Annotated in this window: 19 protein-coding genes; 12 read left to right on the forward strand and 7 right to left on the reverse strand. The window is 59.2% G+C overall.

The genetic code is table 11. From position 1 onward, the window contains the following. Position 1: 1 nt before the first annotated feature. Positions 2-1,024: a methylmalonyl Co-A mutase-associated GTPase MeaB gene (gene meaB, locus AC4GMC_RS13565; protein WP_487879180.1), complete on the reverse strand. Its 1,023-nt coding sequence runs from the start codon at positions 1,022-1,024 to the stop codon at positions 2-4. A gap of 126 nt (positions 1,025-1,150) precedes the next feature. On the opposite strand from meaB, the gene AC4GMC_RS13570 reads away from it, so the two are divergent. After that, positions 1,151-1,867, forward strand: a complete 717-nt coding sequence (locus AC4GMC_RS13570; protein WP_487879181.1) for a DUF3108 domain-containing protein — start codon at positions 1,151-1,153, stop codon at positions 1,865-1,867. Continuing rightward, positions 1,864-4,269, forward strand: a complete 2,406-nt coding sequence (hrpB, locus tag AC4GMC_RS13575; protein ID WP_487878396.1) for an ATP-dependent helicase HrpB — start codon at positions 1,864-1,866, stop codon at positions 4,267-4,269. The genes AC4GMC_RS13570 and hrpB overlap by 4 nt, the downstream gene beginning before the upstream one ends. A gap of 71 nt (positions 4,270-4,340) precedes the next feature. Here hrpB and AC4GMC_RS13580 read toward each other — a convergent pair whose 3' ends face one another. The 5 genes from AC4GMC_RS13580 to AC4GMC_RS13600 form a co-directional block, all read right to left on the reverse strand. Further along, the gene (locus AC4GMC_RS13580) at positions 4,341-4,898 is read right to left on the reverse strand and encodes a F0F1 ATP synthase subunit B (protein ID WP_487878397.1); all 558 of its coding nucleotides are present in this window, start codon (positions 4,896-4,898) and stop codon (positions 4,341-4,343) included. A gap of 4 nt (positions 4,899-4,902) precedes the next feature. Further along, positions 4,903-5,448, reverse strand: a complete 546-nt coding sequence (locus AC4GMC_RS13585) for a F0F1 ATP synthase subunit B' (RefSeq protein ID WP_487879183.1) — start codon at positions 5,446-5,448, stop codon at positions 4,903-4,905. A 77-nt stretch (positions 5,449-5,525) separates the two neighbouring features. Then, positions 5,526-5,750 carry a F0F1 ATP synthase subunit C gene (locus tag AC4GMC_RS13590; protein ID WP_487877310.1) on the reverse strand — a complete coding sequence of 75 codons (225 nt, stop codon included), beginning with the start codon at positions 5,748-5,750 and terminating at the stop codon, positions 5,526-5,528. Between the two features lie 63 nt (positions 5,751-5,813). Further along, a complete protein-coding gene (locus tag AC4GMC_RS13595) occupies positions 5,814-6,527 on the reverse strand; it encodes a F0F1 ATP synthase subunit A (protein WP_487877323.1) in 714 nt (237 codons plus the stop codon). A 44-nt stretch (positions 6,528-6,571) separates the two neighbouring features. Then, on the reverse strand, positions 6,572-6,907 hold the full coding sequence (locus AC4GMC_RS13600; RefSeq protein WP_487877311.1) for an AtpZ/AtpI family protein: 336 nt from the start codon (positions 6,905-6,907) through the stop codon (positions 6,572-6,574). Between the two features lie 216 nt (positions 6,908-7,123). Between AC4GMC_RS13600 and AC4GMC_RS13605 the strand changes: the two genes are divergently transcribed. Then, on the forward strand, positions 7,124-7,453 hold the full coding sequence (locus AC4GMC_RS13605; protein ID WP_487877312.1) for an ArsR/SmtB family transcription factor: 330 nt from the start codon (positions 7,124-7,126) through the stop codon (positions 7,451-7,453). On the opposite strand, the gene AC4GMC_RS13610 is transcribed toward AC4GMC_RS13605, so the two are convergent. Beyond that, positions 7,450-8,334, reverse strand: a complete 885-nt coding sequence (locus AC4GMC_RS13610) for a LysR family transcriptional regulator (RefSeq protein ID WP_487877313.1) — start codon at positions 8,332-8,334, stop codon at positions 7,450-7,452. The genes AC4GMC_RS13605 and AC4GMC_RS13610 overlap by 4 nt on opposite strands. A gap of 277 nt (positions 8,335-8,611) precedes the next feature. Between AC4GMC_RS13610 and AC4GMC_RS13615 the strand changes: the two genes are divergently transcribed. The 9 genes from AC4GMC_RS13615 to bluB form a co-directional block, all read left to right on the forward strand. After that, entirely contained in the window at positions 8,612-8,818 is a 207-nt protein-coding gene (locus AC4GMC_RS13615) for a cold-shock protein (protein WP_038004137.1), read from the forward strand. A 305-nt stretch (positions 8,819-9,123) separates the two neighbouring features. Next, the gene (ffh, locus tag AC4GMC_RS13620; protein ID WP_487877314.1) at positions 9,124-10,614 is read left to right on the forward strand and encodes a signal recognition particle protein; all 1,491 of its coding nucleotides are present in this window, start codon (positions 9,124-9,126) and stop codon (positions 10,612-10,614) included. Next, positions 10,611-10,943, forward strand: coding sequence for an NIPSNAP family protein (locus AC4GMC_RS13625; RefSeq protein ID WP_487877315.1), 333 nt, complete (start codon positions 10,611-10,613; stop codon positions 10,941-10,943). The genes ffh and AC4GMC_RS13625 overlap by 4 nt, the downstream gene beginning before the upstream one ends. Positions 10,944-11,028: 85 nt before the next feature. Next, positions 11,029-11,580, forward strand: coding sequence for a GNAT family N-acetyltransferase (locus tag AC4GMC_RS13630; protein WP_487877316.1), 552 nt, complete (start codon positions 11,029-11,031; stop codon positions 11,578-11,580). Beyond that, complete coding sequence (locus AC4GMC_RS13635) at positions 11,577-12,086, forward strand: GNAT family N-acetyltransferase (RefSeq protein ID WP_487877317.1); 510 nt, start codon at positions 11,577-11,579, stop codon at positions 12,084-12,086. Before AC4GMC_RS13630 ends, AC4GMC_RS13635 begins: the two co-directional genes overlap by 4 nt. A 3-nt stretch (positions 12,087-12,089) precedes the next feature. Beyond that, on the forward strand, positions 12,090-12,695 hold the full coding sequence (locus tag AC4GMC_RS13640) for a GNAT family N-acetyltransferase (protein ID WP_487877318.1): 606 nt from the start codon (positions 12,090-12,092) through the stop codon (positions 12,693-12,695). Further along, positions 12,688-12,987 (forward strand): chorismate mutase, encoded by a 300-nt coding sequence (locus tag AC4GMC_RS13645; RefSeq protein WP_487877319.1) that lies wholly within the window; start codon positions 12,688-12,690, stop codon positions 12,985-12,987. The genes AC4GMC_RS13640 and AC4GMC_RS13645 overlap by 8 nt, the downstream gene beginning before the upstream one ends. 42 nt (positions 12,988-13,029) lie before the next feature. Then, entirely contained in the window at positions 13,030-13,416 is a 387-nt protein-coding gene (rpsP, locus tag AC4GMC_RS13650; protein WP_038004126.1) for a 30S ribosomal protein S16, read from the forward strand. A 5-nt stretch (positions 13,417-13,421) separates the two neighbouring features. Continuing rightward, a partial coding sequence (gene bluB / locus AC4GMC_RS13655; protein ID WP_490391461.1) for a 5,6-dimethylbenzimidazole synthase occupies positions 13,422-14,046 on the forward strand: 625 nt, incomplete at its 3' end.

Below are 14,046 nucleotides of genomic sequence, written 5' to 3' on the forward strand. Positions count from 1 at the left end.
ACTAGGCTCTCTGCGGGGGGCTGTCAAGCGATTCACCCCGCAAATACGCCAACATCAGCGCAGCTGCTGCATCTGGTGACTGCTGCCCATCCGCTACTTGCCCCGCCAGAGCAGCCATCTGACTGCGTGCTTGCGTATTATCTGTCAATTGCGCCAACAAACCGCTGCGAACTTCTTCCTCAAACCAATGGGTTGCCTGTGCCGCACGACGCTTGGCCCAGTGCCCCTCGGCGCGGCGCCACTCTGCGAGATGCAGCATATCGGCCCATGCCCCCGTCAACCCCTCTTCGGCCAAAGCGGAAACAGGCAACGCCTTGGGATAACCCTCAGGGTCCTGCGCCCGCTTGCGCAACAGCCGCAATGCACCCGCGTAGTCAGCCACGGTGCGGCTGGCGGCAGGTTTTAGATCACCGTCTGCCTTATTGACTAGAATCAGGTCAGCGATCTCCATGATCCCGCGCTTGACGCCCTGCAATTCATCCCCACCTGCAGGCGCCATCAACAGCGTGAACAGGTCGCACATTTCAGCGACCATCGTCTCAGACTGGCCAACGCCCACGGTTTCAATCAACACGACATCAAACCCAGCCGCTTCACACAGCGCGACCGCCTCACGGGTGCGGCGCGACACCCCACCCAGATGTGACAACGAAGGCGAGGGCCGAATAAACGCGAGCGGGTCCCGCGACAGCCGCTCCATCCGGGTTTTGTCCCCTAGGATCGAGCCACCTGAACGTGTGCTGGACGGATCCACCGCCAAAACAGCCACCCGCAGACCTTGTCCTGTCAGCATCAGGCCAAAAGCCTCGATAAAAGTGGATTTGCCGACACCCGGGGTTCCAGAAAGCCCAATGCGTAGGCTTTCCCGCCCATGGCCCCGCAGCGCCTCTAACAGAGCAGTTGCACGGCGGCGATGATCAGGCCGGGTACTTTCGACAAGGGTAATCGCACGGGCCAATGAACGGCGCTGCCCTTGCAAAACAGGCTGCAACAGCGGGTCGGGCGCAAGATCGGCGTCGTTCACGAAATATGTCCTTTGCGGCAGGCTTTCGCCCAGTTCACGGGCCTTTTGGTTGACCCTCCCGGAGATACCTGCCTTGTCTAGCCGCAGAAAGTCCAGTGCATCTGCACGGCGAAAGGAACGCTTTTGATGCGACACACCCTCGCGATTGCCCTTGTTCTCAGCCTGCTAGGCCTGCCCCTGCACGCCCAGATGGTAGATGAGGGCCGTTTCGACGTGATCCTGCGTGGTATTCCCGCGGGTCAGTTGGTGTTTAAGGCTGAACAGGCCGGCGGGCTGTATGCGGTGGCCGGCAAGGTCCAGAGCACCGGGATCGTCGCGGCCCTTCTGACCTTTCGCTACGATGCAACCGCGCGCGGAACAGTGACATCCAAGGGGTTCCGACCCAGTTTTTACAGCCAAGACACCGACCGCCGGGGTCGCAGGGCCCGTGCGGAGATGTCCTATAGGGCTGGCGTACCCCGCCCGCCCGAGATCACACCACCACGCGGCCCGGCCCCCTATGACCTTGATCCCGCAACCCAGGGCGGCACGATTGACCCTCTTACGGCGATTTTTGCCGTATTGCGTGACCAACCCCGCGACAGTGCCTGCAATACCAGCCTGACCTTGTTTGATGGTCGCCGCAGGACGCAGCTGACGCTTGGCGCACCAATTGTCCAAGCGGATGGAACCGCCACCTGCACAGGAAACTACAAACGATTGGGTGGATTTTCGCCTGAGGATTTGGCGGAACGATCGGTCTTTCCAATGACGCTAAAACTACAGCCCGTGGCCGACAAACTACGGGTGAGCGAAGTTCGGGTCCCCACAGTATACGGAGACGCCGTGCTGCGCCGCCGATGACCGACCTTCCAATCGACACCATTTTGCCAGACCTGCGCGCCGCGTTGCGCAGAACAGGGCGCGCCGTGCTTCAGGCCCCACCGGGGGCCGGGAAAACCACGCGCGTGCCATTGGCATTACTGCCCGATGTAGCGGGCAAAATCCTCATGCTAGAGCCGCGTCGTCTGGCCGCCCGTGGAGCCGCCGCACGCATGGCCGAAACGCTGGGTGAGCCACTGGGCCAAACCGTCGGCTATCGGATGCGTGGCGATGCGCAGGTCTCAAAAGACACTCGGATCGAAGTCATCACCGAGGGCATTCTGACCGCGATGCTTCAATCAGAACCAGACCTGCCCGGCGTCGATGTGGTCATCTTTGATGAGTTTCACGAACGGTCCCTCACGGCGGACCTAGGGCTCGCGCTGACGTGGGAGGTTCGCGGCGCGTTCCGCGATGACCTGCAGATCGTTGTAATGTCCGCCACGCTGGATGCAGCACCTGTCGCCGCGATGTTGGACGATGCCCCGATCCTAACGGCAGAAGGCCGCGCCTTTGCGGTTGATATTCGACACCGCGATCGTCCCGTACCCCAAGGCCAACGCTATGAGGCCGCGATGGCCGGATTAGTACATCGCGCACTAGAGGACGTCCCCGAAGGCTCCTGCCTCGTCTTTCTGCCCGGTGTGGGAGAAATCAACAGAGTGGCCCAAGCGCTGGGCGCGCTGCCGTCTGATGTCACACTACATAAGCTGTACGGCGCAATGCCCTTCAAGGACCAACAAGCCGCGACCCGCCCACCCAAGGTCGGCCGTCATCTGGTCCTGTCGACGGCGATAGCCGAGACCTCTTTGACGCTGCCGGACATTCGTGTGGTCGTTGATGGTGGGCGCGCACGCCGCGCGCGGTTCGACCCATCGCGCGGCATGAGCCAATTGGTTACCGAACGCGTTACAAAGGCCGAGGCCACGCAGCGCGCAGGACGTGCGGGCCGTGTTGCCGCTGGTACATGTTACCGACACTGGACCAAGGGCGAAGAGGGCGCGCTTGCAGCTTTTCCACCACCTGAGATTGCTGCTGCTGACCTGACGGGCCTTGCGCTCGACCTCGCGCTGTGGGGCGTGCCGGATGGGACTGGCTTGGCGTTTCTGACGCCACCACCAGAAGGCGCCCTGCGGGAAGCACAAGCCCTTCTGGCGTCACTTGGCGCGATCCACGATGGGCAGATCACGGCACATGGCCGCGCCTTGGCAAAGCTGCCGCTGCATCCACGCTTGGGTCACATGGTCCTCACCGGTGGGACGGGCAGTGCCACACTCGCTGCTTTGTTATCGGATCGGGACCCGCTCCATGGGGCTGGCGTCGATACACAGACACGGCTGGACGCGATCAGTACGGGCCGGGCCGATCCCGCGCTTAGTCGCCTGCGCAAAGAAGCCAAGCGGCTGCAACGGTTTGAAGCCGGAGATGCAGGGCAAAGCCCTGCACAACAAGCCGCCCGAGCGTACCCTGACCGGATCGGGCTGCGGCGCTCGGGCGATGCGCCCCGCTGGCACTTGTCAGGCGGCACCGGAGCTCGAATGGAAGGGGGCGATAGCCTATCGGCCGCGCGCCTTATCGTAGCCCTCGACGTGGATGGCGACCGCCGAGAGGCGCGTGTGCGCCAAGCCCTCGCTCTCAGTGAAGCCGAACTGCGCGCCACGCACGGGGATGCCATCACATGGCAAAACATCTGCCAATGGGATAGCCGCGCGCGCCGGGTACAAGCACGACGGCAAGAGCGGTTCATGGCGTTGGTCTTGAGTGATCAAACTTGGCCCGACGCCCCAACCGAAAACATCGCAGAGGCCTTGTTAGAGGGCATCCGCGATCTTGGGTTAGACTGTTTGAACTGGACACCCAAAGCCAAAAGATTACGCGCGCGCATCGCTATTTCTCAGGTGCGGGATATTACCGACGAAGCGCTGATCGGAACGCTGGAAGATTGGGCGCTGCCCTATATCGGTGGCAAACGCACAGCGGCCGACCTTAAGCAGTTCGACCCAACAGAAGCGCTAAACGCATGGTTGGGCTGGGAGGACAGCCAGCGCATGGCTCAACTCGCACCGGCGCATTATACCTCGCCAATGGGACGCCAAGTGCCAATCGATTACGCGAGCGGCACGCCCGAAGTGTCCTTGCGGCTACAAGAAATGTTTGGTGAAACACGACACCCGTGTACCGGGCCGGACCAAACACCTCTGCGGATGGTTCTGTTGTCACCGGGACAAAAGCCCGTTCAAGTGACCCAAGACCTGCCGGGGTTTTGGGCGACGTCATATGCGGATGTTCGCAAGGACATGCGCGGCCGCTATCCGCGCCACCCGTGGCCAGAGGATCCAACTCAGGCGGACCCGACCCTCCGGGCGAAACCCCGCGGGACATAAAAACACCGTCACAACGCAAAACGCGCCCCGCTGGCTGGCGGGACGCGTTCTGAATTTCTTGTAAGTCTGACTTAGTGCAGCTTGGCGCCAACAGATTTGATCGACTCTTCGATCATCGCATTTGCGTCAGCGGCTTTGAGCTGTTTCGCAACAACTTCGCCCGCGACGGCAATAGCCACGGTCACGGCAGTGTCACGCACTTCCTTGACGGCGGATGCCTCAGCACTCGCGATTTGGTCCTGCGCAGCAGCCAGACGGCGCGTCACAGACGTGGCCAAATCGGCTTTTGCTTGGTCCGCGGCGGCGGCTGCCTCTTCGCGGGCCGCTTTGACGATCGCTTCGGCTTGATCTTTGGTCTCAGCAGCCTTGCGCTCATACTCAGCAAGGATCGACTGAGCCTCTTCACGAAGTGCACGGGCCTCATCAAGGTCAGACTGGATGCCAGCAGCGCGCTGATCCAGCATACCCATCAGCATGCCTGGAACTTTGAAGTAGAACAGCACCCCGATGAACGCGAGGAAGCCGATGGAAACAACGAAGTCGGTGTTTCCAAGCGAAAAGAACGGGCCTTTGGCTGCGAAAGCAGGTGTCGTGGCCAGCAGGGTGATAAGAACACTCATACGTTTCATTATCTTATCCCTTCAGCCGGGCCGCGACGGCATCGCCAACGGTTTTTGCGTCTGCTGTCTGGCCAAGCGCTGTTACGATCTCTGCGGCGACGTCTTTGGCCACCTCAGATACGCTTTCCATGGCACCGGCGCGGATCTCGGCGATCTTTGCTTCACCTTCGGCAGCCTTGGCGGCAATCTCGGCGTCGGCCTTCGCGATAGCATCATCCAAATCGGCCTTAATTTCGGCACGTGTTTGGGCGGCGATGCTCTGCGCTTCGGCACGGGCATCAGCCAGAGCCTTGTTGTACGCTTCTTCAGCTTCAACAGCTTTACGCTTCAGGTCTTCGGCGGATGCCAAATCATTTGAAATCGTGCCTGAGCGTTCTGCCAGTACCGCAGCAATGCGGGGCAGAGCGATCTTCGACAGCACGAAGAAGATAACCAGCAGGGCGATCACCAACCAAAAAATCTGGTTTGTGAACCACTCTGGGCACAGTTGGGGCATCCCGATTGCGCCGCCGGAGGCGTCCACGCAAGCGCTAGTGGATGTAGTGGTCTCGGTTGCCATTGGGCTCTCCTAGGGGAAACCTCTGTCAACGGTGGGGCAAGCGAATGCCCCACCGCGCGTAAGGATACCTGAAGTGCTTAGACGGCGAACATCAGAAGCAGAGCGACGAGGAACGAGAAGATCCCCAGTGCTTCTGCGAAAGCGATGCCGATGAAGAGCGTGGCGGTTTGACCACCAGCAGCAGATGGGTTGCGCAGTGCGCCGGCAAGGAAGTTGCCAGCAACGTTGCCAACACCGATAGCAGCAGCGCCAGAACCGATTGCAGCCAGGCCAGCGCCGATGTGTGCGAGTTCACCTTCCATGAGAATTCTCCTTACGATTGGAAGTTTAGTCGTATGCGCAGCAGGATTTCCTGCTGAACGTTCTTAGTGATGCGGGTGAAGTGCGTCCTTGAGGTACACGCACGTCAGAATAGTAAACACGTAGGCTTGGATGCCAGACACGAGCACCTCCAGCGCGTAGATTGCGACAACGCCAAAGATGGCGATAGGCGACACAGCTACAAGCGCAGCAAAGCCTGCAAACACCTTAAGCACGGCGTGACCCGCCATGATGTTGCCAGCCAAACGAATAGAGTGACTCACGGGGCGCACGAAGTAAGAGATCACTTCGATGACCGCCAAGATCGGCCGCAACGCCAATGGCGCGGACGACACCCAGAACAAGCTCAGGAAGCTTGCACCATTTTTGATGAAACCAATCGCCGTCACGGTGAAAAACACCCCAAAGCCGAGTACCGCTGTTACGGCAATCTGCGACGTCGGCGAGAAAGACATTGGGATCAGCGCGAGAAAGTTCGAGAACAGGATGAACACGAACAGTGTAAAGATGTACGGGAAGTACTTCACGCCATCTTTGCCAGTAACATCTTCGACCATCCTGTACACGAAACCGTAAGCAAGCTCTGCAATGGACTGTGTCCGCGATGGAATGATTGCCCGGCCACGTGTGCCCAGAACGAACAACGCGATCGTTGCTAGTACGGCCAGACCCAGCCAAAGCGTGGAGTTGGTGATCGTGAGCATGCCTACTGCATCACCAGCCGAACCGCCGAGCGGCTTGACGATGAACTGATCCATGGGGTGAAAGACAAGGCCACCAGTTTCTTTTGCGTCTGCCAAGACTACTTTCCTTCGCTCTCATCCGACGCATCACTTTGGTGCGCCATGGTTTTCTTCTGTAGCTCCTGCGCAGTGCTGATCATGGTTTTCACCCCAGCCACAAGGCCCAGAATGGTGAAGACCAACATCAACCATGGGGTGGTCCCCAAAGCGGCGTCGAGCCCGTATCCTATGCCGAACCCAATCCCGAGACCCGCGACCAGCTCCGTCACCATTCGCCACGCATGTTGCGCTTGCGAATAGTGCTCTTCCATGTGATCGGCGCCTGCGTCACCCTTGGCCGCTTTGATACGCGCCTCAAGCTCAGCCAGTCGGTCTGGATCAGGTCCATCGGACATGCGCGCCAACCCCCTAGAAGTTTGAGCGGAAGCTAACAGAGGCGACTACAGAGTCAACGCACATAAAACATTCGTAAGTTATTGATAACACGATACTTCGATCAAAGAGGCCATCCTGTCGCACCCCAGAAAGCAGTCACGGCATATTCAACGCTTTGGTTGATTATCGTCTGATTTGCAATTGATTAACCCCCGCACTACTGGCAGGCAGGGCACATGAGCAACACCCTCGACACAATATTTTCGGCCCTTTCGGACTCCACGCGCCGCGCGATCCTTGCGATGCTGCTGGAGGACGACATGGCCGTGACAGACGTGGCCGAACCGTTCGAGATGTCGCTCGCTGCGGTTTCCAAGCACCTGATGATCCTGACCCGGGCTGGCCTTATTACCCAAGAAAAACGCGGCCGGGTCAAATGGTGCAAGTTAGAGCCAGAAGCGCTGCGCGACGCCTCCGTGTGGATGCAGAGCTTTGGTCAGTTCGAGGCCGTGAACCTCGACGCGTTTGAACGGTTCTTGCAGGCCGAACTGCCTGACGCAGATTAGGCGGGCCAGGACTTCGCGTATTCCTTCAAGAACCGAACGAAGGTTTGCACCTTGGGCGTCCGATGCAGATCGACGTGCGTCACCAGCCACAGCTTGGACTCCCACTCCGGGATCGGCGGAAAGACCTGCACCAGACCGTCCGCGTCATTCCGATCCCACACACCAGCGAACCCAATGCCCAGCCCGGCCTCAATAGCCGGGCGCATGGCAGTAATCTGGTTCACCTTATAAGTGATGTTCTCAGCAGGCACATTGTCATGCAACCATATGAAAAACGGTGCGCGTGGATTGTCATCGGCACTGCCAATAAATTTGTGGTGCGCCAGCGACTCAAAGCTCGTCGGCTTGCCGTACCGCGCGACATATTCCTTAGACGCATATAGCCCAAACTGCTGCGTGTAAAAATTCTGAACCACATTGTCGGGCTGATCCGGCGGGTTGCCCGCACGAATCGCGACATGGGCCTCACCGTATTCGAGCCTGAACAACCGCTCATCCGTCAGAAACTTGATTGTAACTTCGGGGTGCTCATCCTGAAACGCAGCCAGCGCGGGTGAGACAAGCGGCGCAAGCACCGCAAGGGACGTGATGACCAAATCACCGGTCACCTGATCGCCGCGCCCGCGGATACGGCTGGCCAATTGGTTCAATTGGTCATCAGTGCTTTGGGCAACATTCAACAGATCGGCGCCCGCCTCGGTCGGAGTGTACCCCCGCGCATGGCGCTGGAACAGCTTGGCGCCCAGCTTTTCCTCAAGGCTATCAATATGGCGGATAACGGTCGCGTGGTGCACGCCCAACACCTGAGCCGCCCCACTCACGGTGCCCTTACGAGCGACCTGAAATGCGGTGCGCACCTCGTCCCAATCATTAAAAGCCATTGTGCTACCCTCCACACAGTTCACACAAAAACGACTATTGCGTTCATTTACGCAGGAAACAACGGGAATCGCCGCGGAATTTTGCCGAAGTATTAAGCACGTCAGGTAAAGATTCACGAAACCACTTTACGCCTTCGTGTCAACCTGTCATGCGGTAGGGGCTACGTTATCTCTATCGACCCTGTCTCCAGTCTATCGGCTACAGCGCATTCGATCTTGTGCATACACAGCCGGGTTGCCGCCTTATGCGGGCAACATGATATAAGGAAGACACGGAATGGCCAACGGCACCGTAAAATGGTTCAACACAACCAAAGGCTTCGGCTTTATCGCTCCTGAAAATGGCGGCAAGGACGTTTTCGTCCACATCTCCGCTCTTGAGCGTTCCGGCCTGCGCGAACTGCCAGACAACACAAAAGTTACCTTTGAGCTTGAAGCTGGCCGTGATGGCCGCGAGAGCGCGGTTAACATCGAAATCGTCTAAGCGATTCTTTCGCTACGGATGGAAAAGGGCGTCTCAACCGAGACGCCCTTTTTGATTCTGGACCGAATGGTCCATAATTCACTGCTCAACACAGCTGCGTACTTAACCAGTTCCCGCGGCTTTGGTTGACTCCCCCACGATCGCGGCGTACACGCCATTCATTCCCGGAAGCTTGCCTTCCGGTCCTGCGGCTCTGTGCCAAGGATCGCCCTCCACCAGCGTGTTACGCCCGTGGGGGCGTTTGTGTATTGCGCTGCGGCTCCATATGTTTGGGGCAACTGATCGAGAATAAGGGGCCTTTGGGCATGTTTGAAAATCTCTCTGAACGCCTGTCTGGTGTCTTTGACCGCCTTACCAAGCAAGGCGCGCTCTCAGAGGATGACGTCCGCACCGCTATGCGTGAGGTCCGTGTCGCCCTGTTAGAGGCTGACGTTTCGCTGCCCGTCGCACGCGATTTCGTCAAAGCCGTTACGTCCAAGGCGACCGGCGCTGCCGTTACCAAATCCGTGACGCCCGGGCAGCAGGTCATCAAGATCGTCCATGATGAGCTGATCAACACGCTCTCGGGCGAAGGCGATCCCGGCGAGCTAAAGATCGACAACCCGCCTGCTCCGATCCTGATGGTCGGCCTACAGGGTTCGGGCAAGACCACCACTACAGCAAAGCTGGCCAAACGCCTGACCGAGCGTGAAGGCAAGCGCGTGCTGATGGCTTCGCTTGACGTGAACCGCCCTGCCGCGATGGAACAGCTGGCCATTCTTGGCACCCAGATCGGCGTTCAAACCCTGCCAATCGTCAAGGGTGAGACCCCCGTTCAAATCGCAAAGCGCGCCAAGCAGCAGGCCACGCTGGGCGGCTTCGATGTCTATATGCTGGACACCGCCGGGCGTTTGTCCATCGATGAACAGTTGATGGCAGAGGTCGAAGCCGTCCGTGACGTGGCCAACCCGCGTGAAACGCTTCTGGTGGTTGACGGCCTGACCGGACAAGACGCCGTCCACACGGCCGAAAACTTTGACGGCCAGATCGGGATCACCGGCGTTGTCCTGACCCGGATGGACGGCGACGGTCGCGGTGGTGCGGCCCTGTCCATGCGCGCCATCACCGGCAAGCCCATACGCTTTGTTGGCCTCGGCGAAAAGATGGACGCCATCGAAACCTTTGAGCCTTCGCGCATCGCGGGCCGCATCCTCGGGATGGGCGACATCGTCGCGCTGGTCGAGAAGGCGCAGGAAACCATGGAGATCGAGGCCCAAGAGCGCATGATGAAGCGCTTCCAGAAGGGTCTGTTCAACATGAACGACCTGAAGGGCCAGCTGGAACAGATGCAAAAGATGGGCGGCATGGAAGGCGTCATGGGCATGATGCCCGGCATGGGCAAAATGGCCAAGCAAATGGACAAAGCCGGGATGGATGATGGCATCCTCAAGCGGCAAGTCGCTCTCATCAATTCAATGACCAAGAAAGAGCGCGCCAATCCTGCGGTTCTTCAAGCGTCCCGCAAAAAGCGGATCGCGGCTGGCGCAGGCCTTGAAGTGTCTGAGCTGAACAAGCTGCTGAAGATGCACCGTCAAATGGCGGATATGATGAAGAAGATGGGCAAAGGCGGCATGATGAAGAAAGCCATGGCCGCTATGATGGGCAAAGGCGGCGGAATGCCAGACCCCAGCCAAATGGACCCAGCCGCGCTGGAAGCTGCCAGCAAACAATTGGGTGCCATGAAGGGCATGCCCGGAATGCCCGCCGGTATGGGCGGCCTGCCCGGTGGCTTGAGTGGTTTTGGCAAAAAGAAATGATCACCTGCACGATCACATATGAGATCGATCCAGATCAGGTGCCCGCCTTTGAAATCTATGCAAAAGCATGGATTCATTTGGTGAATACAATGGGCGGCACGCACCACGGCTATTTCCTGCCCCACGAGGGTGCAAATGACCGGGCTTGGGCTATGTTTTCGTTCCCGTCGCTTGCTGCATACGAAGACTACCGCACACAGATGGCCAACGACGCCGCATGTCAGCGGGCCTATGCCCACGCCCAAACGACGGGCTGCATTCGCCGCTATGACCGCACGTTCACGCGCCCCGTCCTGAGCGGCGCATCCCCCGAGGCGCTTGGTCTGTGATTTTGCCCGTCCTCACATTGACCCCGATCTTACGCCCGACATGCGGGCAAACGGCACACGGTGTCGCCAATAAATGGTGCGCCGCATGACCCTGTTGACACACATCCCCGTCACCCCTCGTGGCTATGAACAGGCGTTTTTCACCTCAGCCACTCTGCCTGTCCTAACGACTGAGCGTTTGTCCGTCCGCGCGCCCAGCCTTGATGATTTCGAAGTGTACGCAAGCATCGCATGTTCTGAGCGTGGCAAGCATTTTGGCGGCCCAAAAACCCGCGCCGCCGCATGGGCAGACTATGCCCAGATGTGCGCCACTTGGGTTTTGCGCGGCCATGGCATCTGGACAGTCACAGCTGATAGCGTGCCCATCGGATTTGTCCTAATCGGGACCGAACCGGGGGATGAAGCCCACGAGCTGGGCTTTATCTTCACCGATGATGGCGAAGGCCACGGGTATGCGCAAGAAGCCAGCAAAGCCGCCCTTTTGCATGCGCGCGACACACTACATCTGCCTGAGCTTGTGAGCTACATCCACACCAGCAACACCCGCGCCATTTCATTGGCCGAGCGGTTGGGTGCCAAACATCGCGGTAACCTGAATGGCAATCGAATTTACCGGTATTGGGGACCACGCGGATGATCGCACCAAGGCTCACCACTGACCGCCTGACCCTGCGCGCGCTTGGCCCCCAGGACGCCGAGGCGTTCGCGGCATTCTATGCCGATGCACGCTCATCCTTTGTGGGCGGCCCCATGAACGCAGAGCAATCGTGGCGGACCTTGGCTGGCGAAATCGGGCACTGGACCCTAAATGGCTTTGGCCGGTGGGCCGTGACCGAAACGGGCAGCGACACCTGTATCGGCTGCGTCGGGTTGTGGGCCCCACTGGGTTGGCCCGAGCCGGAAATCGGCTGGGACCTTTTCGAGGGCGCGACCGGCAAAGGCTATGCAACTGAGGCCGCTGAGGCCGCTCGCACCTACGCCTACGACACGCTCGGCTGGGACACGGCGATCAGCCTTGTGGCGAACGGCAATGACGCATCTGTTCGTGTGGCCACACGTCTTGGCTGCACGCCCGAGGGCACGTTTACTCATGCTCGGCTTGGCACGCTGACCATCTATCGTCACCCCAAGGTCGGAGTGTAATCGATGGGTCACCGTGATATCCCGGTTCTGCGCACCCGTCGCCTAGAACTGCGCGGCCCCAAGGCCGAAGATTATCCGAATTTTAAAGCCACCTTCACCAGCTATCGTGCGCGGTTCATGGGTGGACCATTGAATGAATACGAAAGCTGGATGCTCTATGCCGCTGAAATCGGTCATTGGGAAATCCGCGGCTACGGCATGTGGATGATCCACGACCGTGAAACTGGTGACACCTTGGGCATGGCAGGCGGCTGGAAGCCTGCAAGATGGCCTGAGGCAGAGCTTGCTTGGATCATCTGGCCCGAAGTCGCTGGCAAAGGTTACGCCCTAGAGGCCACCAACGCTGCGCGCACATACTTCTACGAACATGGCGGTTGGGACGGCGCAGTCAGCTACCTAGACCCCAAGAACCTAGACAGCATCCGGCTGGCCGAGCGTCTTGGCGCGCGCCGCGATAAGGATGCGGCAACCGTGGACGGCCACGATGTGATTTACCGCCATCCATCCCCTGCAGACTTGGACAACACACGTCTGGCTCACGGGATTGAAATGGAAATCGAACACTACGCAGATCCTGCGTTCAAACCGAAAGGCTACGCTCTTGACTAAAGACGTCGTAACCCGCGCCGCAGAAGTGCTTGCAGAGCACCGCGGCAGCATCGACCGGCTCGATGCCATACTCGTCTACACACTGGGCGAGCGTTTCAAACACACGCAGGCTGTGGGGCGGCTCAAGGCCACCCACGACCTGCCGCCCAGCGATCCGGCCCGTGAGGCAACGCAGATCGCTCGGCTCGAAGCCCTTGCGACCGAGGCCGATTTAGACCCCGAGTTTGCCAAGAAATTCCTGAACTTCATCATTCAGGAAGTCATCCGACACCACGAAGAACATCAAAAATAGCAGACACATACGTCTGAAAACGCCATTGATAGGAGAAACACCATGGCTATGAAAATCCGGCTCGCCCGCGGCGGTTCCAAAAAACGCCCCTTCTACCGCATTGTTGCTGCTGACAGCCGCATGGCGCGTGATGGCCGCTTCATCGAGAAGCTCGGCACATACAACCCACTGCTGCCCAAAGACAGCGAAGAGCGCGTGCAAATGAACATGGAACGCGTTCAGCACTGGCTGAGCCAAGGCGCCCAGCCCACCGACCGTGTGTCGCGTTTCCTTGAAGCCGCCGACGTGCTGCCCAAGAAAGAGCGCAACAACCCCAAGAAGGGTACACCGGGCAAAGCCGCTCAGGAACGCGCTGAAGAAAAAGCTGCCAAAGCTGCTGAGGCTGCCGAAGCTGCTGCTGCACCCGCTGAGGAAGCTGCTGCCGAGTAAGGCAGATGCGGACGTTTTCGCAGGCGTTCCAAGGGGAATTCCGGGACCTGTTGAAGTGGCGCCGTGATGTGCGCCGCTTTCGCACGGACCCGGTACCAGAGGATCTGCTGGCCGAGGCGCTTGATGCGTTTCGGCTTGCCCCCTCTGTTGGCCTCTCGGAGCCTTGGCGGATCGTACGCGTGGCAAGCCCACAGGCAAGGGCCGCAGCCCTTGCCAACTTTGAGGCCGCCAATGCAGATGCGCTGGCGACTTACGATGGGGCAGATGCCGACACCTACGCCTCGCTCAAGCTTTCGGGCATGCGCGAGGCGCCGGTGCAATTGGCCATCTTTTGCGATGAGACCGGCCTCAAGGGCAAAGGTCTGGGTAGAGCAACCATGCCCGAAATGCTTCGGTATTCCGTGGTTTCAGCCCTTACACTTTTTTGGCTTGAAGCCCGTGCAAAGGGCCTTGGCATGGGGTGGGTATCAGTCCTAGACCCTGACCAACTAACCCACGATCTGGATGTGCCTGCGGACTGGGCATTTGTTGCCTACTTGTGTGTAGGCTGGCCCGAGACCGTGGATGAAACACCAGAATTAGAACAACTCGGCTGGGAAGACCGGTCAACGGCGCTGGAGGTGCTGGAGC

The sequence above is a fragment of the Thalassobacter sp. genome, assembly GCF_982993085.1.

Bases quoted from the DNA above. Each gene is read 5' to 3' on its own strand.
- AC4GMC_RS13570 (WP_487879181.1), top strand. From the start codon at position 1,151: ATGCGACACACCCTCGCGATTGCCCTTGTTCTCAGCCTGCTAGGCCTG.
- hrpB (WP_487878396.1), top strand. From the start codon at position 1,864: ATGACCGACCTTCCAATCGACACCATTTTGCCAGACCTGCGCGCCGCG.
- AC4GMC_RS13580 (WP_487878397.1), bottom strand. From the start codon at position 4,898: ATGAAACGTATGAGTGTTCTTATCACCCTGCTGGCCACGACACCTGCT.
- AC4GMC_RS13585 (WP_487879183.1), bottom strand. From the start codon at position 5,448: ATGGCAACCGAGACCACTACATCCACTAGCGCTTGCGTGGACGCCTCC.
- AC4GMC_RS13590 (WP_487877310.1), bottom strand. From the start codon at position 5,750: ATGGAAGGTGAACTCGCACACATCGGCGCTGGCCTGGCTGCAATCGGT.
- AC4GMC_RS13595 (WP_487877323.1), bottom strand. From the start codon at position 6,527: ATGGATCAGTTCATCGTCAAGCCGCTCGGCGGTTCGGCTGGTGATGCA.
- AC4GMC_RS13600 (WP_487877311.1), bottom strand. From the start codon at position 6,907: ATGTCCGATGGACCTGATCCAGACCGACTGGCTGAGCTTGAGGCGCGT.
- AC4GMC_RS13605 (WP_487877312.1), top strand. From the start codon at position 7,124: ATGAGCAACACCCTCGACACAATATTTTCGGCCCTTTCGGACTCCACG.
- AC4GMC_RS13610 (WP_487877313.1), bottom strand. From the start codon at position 8,334: ATGGCTTTTAATGATTGGGACGAGGTGCGCACCGCATTTCAGGTCGCT.
- AC4GMC_RS13615 (WP_038004137.1), top strand. From the start codon at position 8,612: ATGGCCAACGGCACCGTAAAATGGTTCAACACAACCAAAGGCTTCGGC.
- ffh (WP_487877314.1), top strand. From the start codon at position 9,124: ATGTTTGAAAATCTCTCTGAACGCCTGTCTGGTGTCTTTGACCGCCTT.
- AC4GMC_RS13625 (WP_487877315.1), top strand. From the start codon at position 10,611: ATGATCACCTGCACGATCACATATGAGATCGATCCAGATCAGGTGCCC.
- AC4GMC_RS13630 (WP_487877316.1), top strand. From the start codon at position 11,029: ATGACCCTGTTGACACACATCCCCGTCACCCCTCGTGGCTATGAACAG.
- AC4GMC_RS13635 (WP_487877317.1), top strand. From the start codon at position 11,577: ATGATCGCACCAAGGCTCACCACTGACCGCCTGACCCTGCGCGCGCTT.
- AC4GMC_RS13640 (WP_487877318.1), top strand. From the start codon at position 12,090: ATGGGTCACCGTGATATCCCGGTTCTGCGCACCCGTCGCCTAGAACTG.
- rpsP (WP_038004126.1), top strand. From the start codon at position 13,030: ATGGCTATGAAAATCCGGCTCGCCCGCGGCGGTTCCAAAAAACGCCCC.